At 31.3% G+C, this 8,098-nt stretch carries 13 protein-coding genes and 2 pseudogenes; 11 read left to right on the forward strand and 4 right to left on the reverse strand.

Translation table 11 applies throughout. The features are described from left to right. The first annotated feature begins 365 nt into the window (after window positions 1-365). From AC3WVA_RS28760 to AC3WVA_RS28780, 5 genes and pseudogenes are all read left to right on the forward strand, one after another. Window positions 366-500 (forward strand): hypothetical protein, encoded by a 135-nt coding sequence (locus AC3WVA_RS28760; protein WP_492322411.1) that lies wholly within the window; start codon window positions 366-368, stop codon window positions 498-500. 95 nt (window positions 501-595) lie between these two features. Next, window positions 596-967 carry a hypothetical protein gene (locus AC3WVA_RS28765; protein WP_492322412.1) on the forward strand — a complete coding sequence of 124 codons (372 nt, stop codon included), beginning with the start codon at window positions 596-598 and terminating at the stop codon, window positions 965-967. Window positions 968-1,043: 76 nt separating this feature from the next. Continuing rightward, window positions 1,044-1,280, forward strand: coding sequence for a hemolysin XhlA family protein (locus AC3WVA_RS28770; RefSeq protein WP_000348715.1), 237 nt, complete (start codon window positions 1,044-1,046; stop codon window positions 1,278-1,280). Next, window positions 1,280-1,519 (forward strand): holin, encoded by a 240-nt coding sequence (locus tag AC3WVA_RS28775; protein ID WP_070169080.1) that lies wholly within the window; start codon window positions 1,280-1,282, stop codon window positions 1,517-1,519. Before AC3WVA_RS28770 ends, AC3WVA_RS28775 begins: the two co-directional genes overlap by 1 nt. Window positions 1,520-1,551: 32 nt before the next feature. Continuing rightward, window positions 1,552-1,689 (forward strand): annotated as a pseudogene (locus tag AC3WVA_RS28780) (N-acetylmuramoyl-L-alanine amidase); the annotation flags it as partial. Window positions 1,690-1,921: 232 nt separating this feature from the next. On the opposite strand, the gene AC3WVA_RS28785 reads toward AC3WVA_RS28780, so the two are convergent. After that, window positions 1,922-3,076 carry an S-layer homology domain-containing protein gene (locus AC3WVA_RS28785; RefSeq protein ID WP_272513094.1) on the reverse strand — a complete coding sequence of 385 codons (1,155 nt, stop codon included), beginning with the start codon at window positions 3,074-3,076 and terminating at the stop codon, window positions 1,922-1,924. Window positions 3,077-3,435: 359 nt separating this feature from the next. After that, window positions 3,436-3,837 (reverse strand): hypothetical protein, encoded by a 402-nt coding sequence (locus tag AC3WVA_RS28790; protein WP_492322413.1) that lies wholly within the window; start codon window positions 3,835-3,837, stop codon window positions 3,436-3,438. A 142-nt stretch (window positions 3,838-3,979) separates the two neighbouring features. Here AC3WVA_RS28790 and AC3WVA_RS28795 point away from each other — a divergent pair, with 142 nt between their 5' ends. Continuing rightward, complete coding sequence (locus AC3WVA_RS28795; RefSeq protein WP_149173896.1) at window positions 3,980-4,345, forward strand: hypothetical protein; 366 nt, start codon at window positions 3,980-3,982, stop codon at window positions 4,343-4,345. A 163-nt stretch (window positions 4,346-4,508) separates the two neighbouring features. Here the strand turns inward: AC3WVA_RS28795 and AC3WVA_RS28800 are convergent, their stop codons facing one another. Continuing rightward, window positions 4,509-5,069 (reverse strand): sunset domain-containing protein, encoded by a 561-nt coding sequence (locus AC3WVA_RS28800; protein ID WP_492322414.1) that lies wholly within the window; start codon window positions 5,067-5,069, stop codon window positions 4,509-4,511. A gap of 270 nt (window positions 5,070-5,339) precedes the next feature. Here AC3WVA_RS28800 and AC3WVA_RS28805 point away from each other — a divergent pair, with 270 nt between their 5' ends. Next, a complete protein-coding gene (locus tag AC3WVA_RS28805; RefSeq protein ID WP_445286021.1) occupies window positions 5,340-5,471 on the forward strand; it encodes a hypothetical protein in 132 nt (43 codons plus the stop codon). Between the two features lie 530 nt (window positions 5,472-6,001). Here AC3WVA_RS28805 and AC3WVA_RS28810 read toward each other — a convergent pair. Beyond that, complete coding sequence (locus tag AC3WVA_RS28810; RefSeq protein WP_098092636.1) at window positions 6,002-6,274, reverse strand: hypothetical protein; 273 nt, start codon at window positions 6,272-6,274, stop codon at window positions 6,002-6,004. Between the two features lie 1,015 nt (window positions 6,275-7,289). Between AC3WVA_RS28810 and AC3WVA_RS28815 the strand changes: the two genes are divergently transcribed. From AC3WVA_RS28815 to AC3WVA_RS28830, 4 genes and pseudogenes are all read left to right on the forward strand, one after another. Beyond that, window positions 7,290-7,400, forward strand: a complete 111-nt coding sequence (locus AC3WVA_RS28815; RefSeq protein WP_097816455.1) for a YjcZ family sporulation protein — start codon at window positions 7,290-7,292, stop codon at window positions 7,398-7,400. Between the two features lie 39 nt (window positions 7,401-7,439). Beyond that, complete coding sequence (locus tag AC3WVA_RS28820; RefSeq protein WP_195757016.1) at window positions 7,440-7,550, forward strand: YjcZ family sporulation protein; 111 nt, start codon at window positions 7,440-7,442, stop codon at window positions 7,548-7,550. 38 nt (window positions 7,551-7,588) lie between these two features. Then, the gene (locus AC3WVA_RS28825; protein WP_088058124.1) at window positions 7,589-7,714 is read left to right on the forward strand and encodes a YjcZ family sporulation protein; all 126 of its coding nucleotides are present in this window, start codon (window positions 7,589-7,591) and stop codon (window positions 7,712-7,714) included. Between the two features lie 127 nt (window positions 7,715-7,841). After that, window positions 7,842-8,098 (forward strand): annotated as a pseudogene (locus AC3WVA_RS28830) (hypothetical protein); the annotation flags it as partial.

Here is an 8,098-nt window from a genome sequence, read left to right on the forward strand (position 1 = left end):
GCAGTATTAACTCAAAGGAACCTCTCACAGTATTCTTCCGTAAAGAAGGCTGGATTGATATTGGTGGGAATCGTTGGGCACCAGAGAAACATTTTGACATTGTAGATATTCGATAAAAGGTTAAGGTCCGCTCGTATGAGTGGCACAGGTTAGGAGCTTATTATATTGGATGTAGAATTAGTAAAGAAACAATTGATTTAGCTAACATAGACATTGCATCGACAAAAAATAATGAAATTAAAAAATGGAAGGTGCTAAAAAAGTATCATAGTAATACAATGAAGTTTCAAAAATATTAAAGAGATTATACAAACTCTTACTCCAGTGAAAAACACACAAGTAGAAATAGAAAAGCAGTTACTAAAATGAGACAGCCAAATGAAGGATTTAACAAATCTTTAGAAAAAATGAAGAAAAAAGATAGTGAAATCAAAAATAAATTAAACACATCAGAAGAGAATGTTAACGGTATAAATAGAAGATCCCTAAAGCACAATTAAAAACTGAAGAATTAACAAAAATAACAACTGAAAAGAAAATATAAACGGAGCAGCTATAAGCTGCTCTATTTTTGTTTTTGGGGGGAGAGAACAAGATGACAAATCCTATCCAAAATAAACATCTAGAGGACAATCAATTACAGAGCAAAATTATCAATCAAATCATTCCAATCTTAGAGAAGTTAGTTATGCAATTCATTCAAAATCCAGCTCCGAATAAGGATATGATGCCAGGTAATGATAATAAGTTTATGGAAATTGATGATGTTGTAGATAATTTAGTGAATGCTGGGATTATTACCGCTAGCAATTTTAATGTTAACGTGGAGCTATTTAGAGGTAGTCCAATTACGGTTTCCATTGTTAAAGCAGGTGATCCAGCAGTAGAAGTTCCTGCACAAGTTGATGTTGGGGATTCTATCGAGGGACATATAGAAGAGACAGATAAAAAAGAAGGAACTAAATAATGAAATGAAAAGCCAAGCGTATGTAATGTAGGCTTTTTTATTTTAAATCAAATAAGAAGTGGGAAAGAGGTGCAATATGGATGGTATACAAGAGGTGAAAGGCGATGTTCAGGAAATAAGGCAAGATATTAAAGACATACGATTAGAGATTAGAAGTTTAGAAATGCGGACAACAGGTAATGAAAAAGACATTATTAATATCAATAAGCAATTAGATAAGATTAGCGCTAATACAACATGGATTTTACGCCTTATTATTGGTGGTCTTATTGGAGCAGCTCTGACTTTCCTCCTGAAAGGTGGCGGTATGTAATGATTGAAATTACGGCCATAATTGGGGTTGTTGTAGGATTATCACAAATTGCAAAAACAAATGGATTGCAAACGAAATATATCCCGATATTTAATTTGACGCTTGGCATTATGCTAGGTGTTTTATTTTTGTCACAAGATATCAAAATGAATATATTTCAAGGAATGATTATCGGATTGTCAGCAAGTGGATTGTTTGACCATACGAAAATTATGAAAAAGGATGACAATAGGAAATGAAAAAGAAATAGAAACATATTTTATCCATAGTTGTTGCTGTTTTTGTAGATGCAGGATTTACGATTGATGCGAAAGTAACTGTCAATGGATTGTCACAATATAAAGTACACAATAGCAAAGGAAAAACATACTATGTAACAGCAAATGAAGCCTATGTGTATGTGAGATGAAAAAGGACTGTTTCCTTTAGTCTAGATGGTTCTTTTTATGTTTGTTTAGTTTATATTCACCAATTCATCAAATCCAATCGCACAATACACCAAATGAATTAACAATAAACCTTGCAAACTCTCAACTTAAAATTTTATTAGATGGTTAGATGTGCATAAGTCATACTATGAATATTTGAAGTGAACAGAAAACAAGGCTCCAATGGGGCCTTGTTTTTTTATTATCTATCAATTATTTTCTTTTAACACCTATGAATAATGCATCATAGCCTTTCTCAGTTTGAGGGCTTACCCCTAGCTCTATTTTGTAATTATCTTTTTCTATGTATGTATGATAATATGGCCCAGATTGGCGTTTTTGAGCTATTGTTACAGCATTATTAATTTCATTATCTAGATTCAGATTAGCATTTATCATTGGGACCCAATTTTTTGCTAATTCAACAGTTGCGTTATCAATTATAAACATAATATAGAAATCATGTTCATTTTCACCTTCTACAAAGAACTGCCCTTGTCCTAAATCATAAATCCTTCCCAAATTAGGGTTAGAAGTACGTAACTGTACACTTTCAGGAAGGCCCATACTGTTGACAAAGGCGCTAGCGTATCTATAATTCTCATTATATTTCTTATTTATTTTGGTAATTAAATTTTGAGCTTCATTAGATACGGATTTTTTTAGCACAGGCGAAGCGTTGTTCCAGTTTTTACTATCGTAAGAAAAATCATTTGTAATCATAGAACTATGGATACCGAAAGGTATTAATTCGGGTTTAACTGCTGCCTTATTTATTGTGTTATATAGAAATTGTGCATATTGTTCACGAGTTACAATTTTTTTTGGTTCAAACATACTATTCCCTGTTCCGACAACAATTTTATTTTCTTGTAGTGCACTAATTGCGTTAGTAGCCCAATAATTTTTTTCAACATCTTTAAATGTAGTTATAGATGTTGTTTTTAAGTTAAAAGCTTGTTTTAATACAGCAGCCAATTGTTCACGAGTCAAAATATCATCTGGGCCAAATCTACTATTACCGTATCCATTCATAATTCCAGCTTTTACAATCGCTAAAATTTCTTTTTCAAACATAGTACCTTTTACATCATTGAATGGATTTTTGAAAGAAGGATCATCCACTGGTTGTAAATATGCATATAACAGCCTAGCAACTTGACCACGTGTAATGGGATCGCCAAAACCAAAAATACCATTTCCATAACCGGCAAAGATATTTCTCTCTTTTAAATCCATTATTGCTTTATAAGACCAGTGATCTGAAGGAACATCACGAAATCCAGTCTCAGCGTGTACATTTGTCAAAGAAGTAAATGTTGATGTAGCAAGAACAGCGCCCGCTAAAATAATTTGTTTGAAATTCATAAGTAATCTCCTAATAATTAATTTTTCACAAATTAATTAAATTTTTTTATTGATAAATATAAATATAACAATTAATATTGTATTTAAATTTACAAATTAAGTCAATATTTAGTGGTAATTGAATAATTCAATAACTATACATAATGGTCAGCACAAAACATACTATATCACTGCTTATAAAGATAATAAATATTTGCAGTAACTAGGGGAAAAGGGGATTTAATATTAAAGGTCTGCTGTTACTTTTAAGCAGACCTTCTATTGTTAACATATGATTAAAGTATATTGTTACATATATATCGCAATACAGAATGTTTCATTTATAGAATGATTTAATTTGAACATTCTTGATAGAGAGTTTAATACCACTTTGGATATAGGTTAATATTGTTAACTTCCATGGATTGAGGGTCTTCAATCCATTTTTGTAATAAAGGAAGATATTCTTCAATACGTAATTGTACATCTTCAGTAGAAATAAATGACTTAGCATTATTTGATGTAGAAAGGATTTTATATAATATTGACATAACTAAAAAAGCATTTGCTTCTGTACCTACAATATCAACTGGTAAGAGCAAGCCATTAACATAGATGTGATAATAATTTACGTGATTACCACTGTCATAACGATCTTTAGTAATTACAAAATACTGACTAGGGGTAGAATTTGTTTCGTGAGTGAATATCACATTTGCTTTTTGTTTATTTAATGTATCCAAAAAGTCTTTCATGGGTAATGTTGATTTAAATGGTATCATGATAATCCTCCTTTAAATGTTTACATCCTTATATTAACATTTAATCATTAATATATAGAAGTGTATGCTAAATATAGTTCTGTATTTGTGAATATTTTCCTGTTAAAATGTTTGTATATACAAATTATTAGGGGGTAAATTCATGGATAAGAGCGGAAATGTAGATTCTCAGAATGAACTGCAGTTAACCCAAAAGCACGCGGAATTACAAGCGATAAAGAATAAGTTTGAATCAAAAGTAATGGGTGCTGCATTAGAGTCGGTAGAAAAGGAATCAAGCTTATTGAAAGTTAGAATGGAAGAAATTAATGTTGCAGTTAAAAATGATATTGAAATAAATGTTGATGAACTTTCAGAGAAAGCAGAAGAATTACTAAATATGGATAGAAATCAATCTAATGAAGAAGTTGCAATTAAGCTATTAGAAGATATTTCGTTAAATAGTAAAAGTAAATTTTTACGAAGTATAGCTAAAAGTATGTTAAAAGAAAAGTGGTGGGAGAAGTAATGTATAAATATATAAAAGAGAAAATTCAGAATCTCTTATTTAAATTATTAAATAGTGAGAAATTTAAACAAATGCTATGGGATTTATTAATACTGATTATTGAAACTGTTAGAGATGATGGTAGAAAAACAAAAACCGGCTCGTAAGGAGCCGATTTTTTAATTTATTTTTTTGATGCTCTATAACCGGCAGATTTTGCGTCGGCTTCTGAACAAAACATCTCTTCAGCTTTCGTTTTATCATAGAACTGTTGACCAGGCATATGATAAATTTTCTCACCCCTACTATTTTTATTGCCTTTGATAGTACAAGTACCATTTTGTTCTGTTACTTGATTTGTTTTGGGTTGAGTAGCAGCTTCTTGTTTCTTTTGTTGCTCTTGTTGTTTCTTCAATTCTTGTTGTTTTTGCTGTTCATCACGTTGTTTCTGAAGTTCCTGTTGTCGTTTTTGTTCAGCTTCTTGTTTTTTGAGCTCTTCTTGTTTCTTTTGTTCCTCTTGTTGCTTCTGGAGATCTTGTTGTTTTTTCTCGTCTTCCTTTGATTCCTCAGATTTCTTTGTTTCTTCTTGTTTAATAGTAGTAGCGGCTTTGTCGGATTTATCGTTATCCGAATCTTTAGCGCAAGAGCCAATTAAAATAATTAATAAAATAATAATACCTAGGCACCCAAAACATCCGCACCCTCTGCGCTTTTTTTCTTCTTTTTCATTAATTGCTTTTGCCATCCTAATCCCCCCTTAAGTATTTTAAATTTCAATATACAGTATAACAGATGTTATGAAGGTATTTTGCAAAAATAATTGATTTTCGGTTTGTTATAAGAAAAGAGCCAATCCTTGTATAGTAATAGCTCTTTAATATGTATGCTTCATTATGCTAATAAGAGCATCTACATCGATGAGTTCAATATTTATATTCATTGTATAATACGCGCGTTGAAGAGGACTCGGATTTCGTATTGTCTTTTGTAAGTATAGTATCCTACAGGAGAAACCTTGCTTAGGATAGTAAAAAAGATGGCAAATGCAAAGCGCAGTTTTTGTTTATCGACTCTTACTGTATCAGAAGTAGTGATAGATCAATTTGGATTAGAGAAACTGCAACCTATCCAAGGAAGGTATATATGAAGGAAAACTCCGAGTGGTTTAGCACCTAAGGTTGTCAGTAATTTAAACATGCAAGGTATACCGGATAAAGATATTGGTATTATGTATGATCTTAGCCCCTCGTATGTTGGGAAAAAGAAAATACAATGGAAACAAGCGGGTATCTGGAAAGGGCCTACTGATATGAGAGAAATTAAAAGGGGTGAAGCGAATGCCTGAAATACTTGATGTGAAAGCCATGTTGTATGATGAGTTTGTAAAGAATATAAGAAGTTAGTTTACAAGTTTGTATGGAGAAAGTACGGAGCAGTTTTGGAATCGATAAAAAGTACTACGGATTTAGATATAGAGGATTTAATTTAAAATGGTATGTGATTTGAATGATGAAAAGTCCTAGCTTAAAGTGCTAGGACTTAAGGAATTAAAATTTTTGCAATTGTCGATTCCATATTAATGACTGTCAGGAACTTTAATAGTATAACTAAATATTTATTATAAGTATATATAAATTTTTAAAAATTCTACAAAATAATTATTTGAGAGAAATAGAATTATTTCAAATGTTGTAGCTGTGATTCAGCTAAACCTGCACCAATAATAGTAGCGATAATTAATACGCAAGCAATTAAAATACCTAAAATGATTAACATGGTAAAAGTAATTGTTTTTGCAGTATCTCCTTTTGGAGCAAGAATAGCTAAAACAATTGAGATAGACAGTATAAAAATAGCAGTAAAAAAATCAAAGTGTATATACCTAGAAAATGAACTGAAAAATAAGATTGAAGTTAAAAACATTGATACGAAACCGAAGTATTTTCTCATTGCTTTAGCCTTTCTTGGGGAAAATTATACATATTATACCATAAATAAGAAATCAAAGTGATTTTTTAATAAAACCGCTATTTTGTGTATGCAAAAAAAGGAGTGCCGTATTAGGACGCTCCCAATCGCTAATAAATACCCAGCTTCATTTAAAGATATGTGAAGTTCAACTAAAAATGATCATAAAAATTTCAGTATGTATTAGTTTAAAATCAAAAAAGAGCACTTAATAAAGTGCTCTCGTGACGAGCTTCATTTTGTAATGATTAATTCAATTGATAAAGAAAGGAACACAGAATAGTATATGTGCGTGCAGTCAATTGAGTTCGTTTTTTATAAACAAAGAGCAGTTAGCAAAAGCCAATTGCTCGGTTAATTGAATGTGAAAATTTAGCTTTTACATTTTCATAGCGGGATAAGTGATTACTATTTTTTTATAAATTGGATTAGGCGGAAGGGATCTTACATCAGAAAAACTACGATTTCCGACTTGAACTGATGATACAGTCTCACTAATGTATCTTGTTTTTCATTGTATACAGTTACCCAATTTTATCATACTATGTAATTCAAAAATGGAAGCTTATTAAAGCTGAGAATATTAAGAACTCTAGCGTTTGAATTAGTTACACAAAATATAAGATATGGGTAATTCATAGAGAGCTTAAAATAATATACTAGTTACTTAGTGAAAATAGTATGTATTTTTGAATTACCAAAGTAGAGGGGAAATATATGAATGATTCAATTCAAATGAGGAAATTTAAAACTGTAAATTCATATGTAAGAATTAATAAATTGATTAATGGCATTTTCATCAAAAATGGAAAAGTTGATATAAAAGCACATAACCGTTTACAGCCCAATACATATAGTGTCAGTGTAGTGAGAAGCAAGTACAACATGATTGCAATGAGTAGAATACCTTTCTATATTAACTTGTTTTCATTACGAGCTGTATTAATAGAACTTCTGTTAGTATTATGAAATTCATCTTTGGATAGGGGGGAGTATCTTGGCTACAGGAAAAGGGTATGGACATGGTTATAGTAATTGTGGAGGATTTGCATTACTAGTCGTGTTGTTTATTTTGCTTATTATCGTTGGTGCTGCTTGTTTTTGTTAGTTTATGAAGTTCATTCGTTTCTAGAGGGGGTAGTGTATATTGGCTGCAGAAAAAGGGTATGGACGTGGTTGTTGTTTTAACGGAGGATTTGCATTACTAGTCGTGTTGTTTATTTTGCTTATTATCGTTGGTGCTGCTTGGATTTGTTAGTTTATGAAGTTCATTTTTTCTAAAAGGAGGAGTGTATCTTGACTACAGAAAAAGGATATGGAAACAGTTGTGGTTTTGGCGGAGGATTTGCATTACTAGTTGTATTGTTTATCTTGCTTATTATCGTTGGTGCAAGTTGTTGGGGCGGGGGATATGGTGCTTAAGTAACAACTTTTTATATCACCAAGATTAAATGGAGGATTACTTCACGTTATGTGAAGTAATCCCTCATTTATATAATATAATATATGTTAAGGACAGCCAATAAGTTCGTTGTGAAAGGAGAAAAAAATGAAATCTAATCCATATTTTCACAAGGATGTTTCGTATCAAACTTTATCTATTCCAACAAACGAGGTAGTTCAGAAAAAAATTAGAATTATAACGGTTGAAACCATTACACTTCCTCAACTGCCTAACGAATTAATTAATGAAACCACAGATGAAACTGCAGATGAAACCACAGATAAAACCACAGATGAAACTGCAGATGAAACCACAGATAAAACCACAGATGAAACTGCAGATGAAACCACAGATAAAACCAC

This window comes from Bacillus sp. EB106-04-02-XG92 (assembly GCF_058791995.1).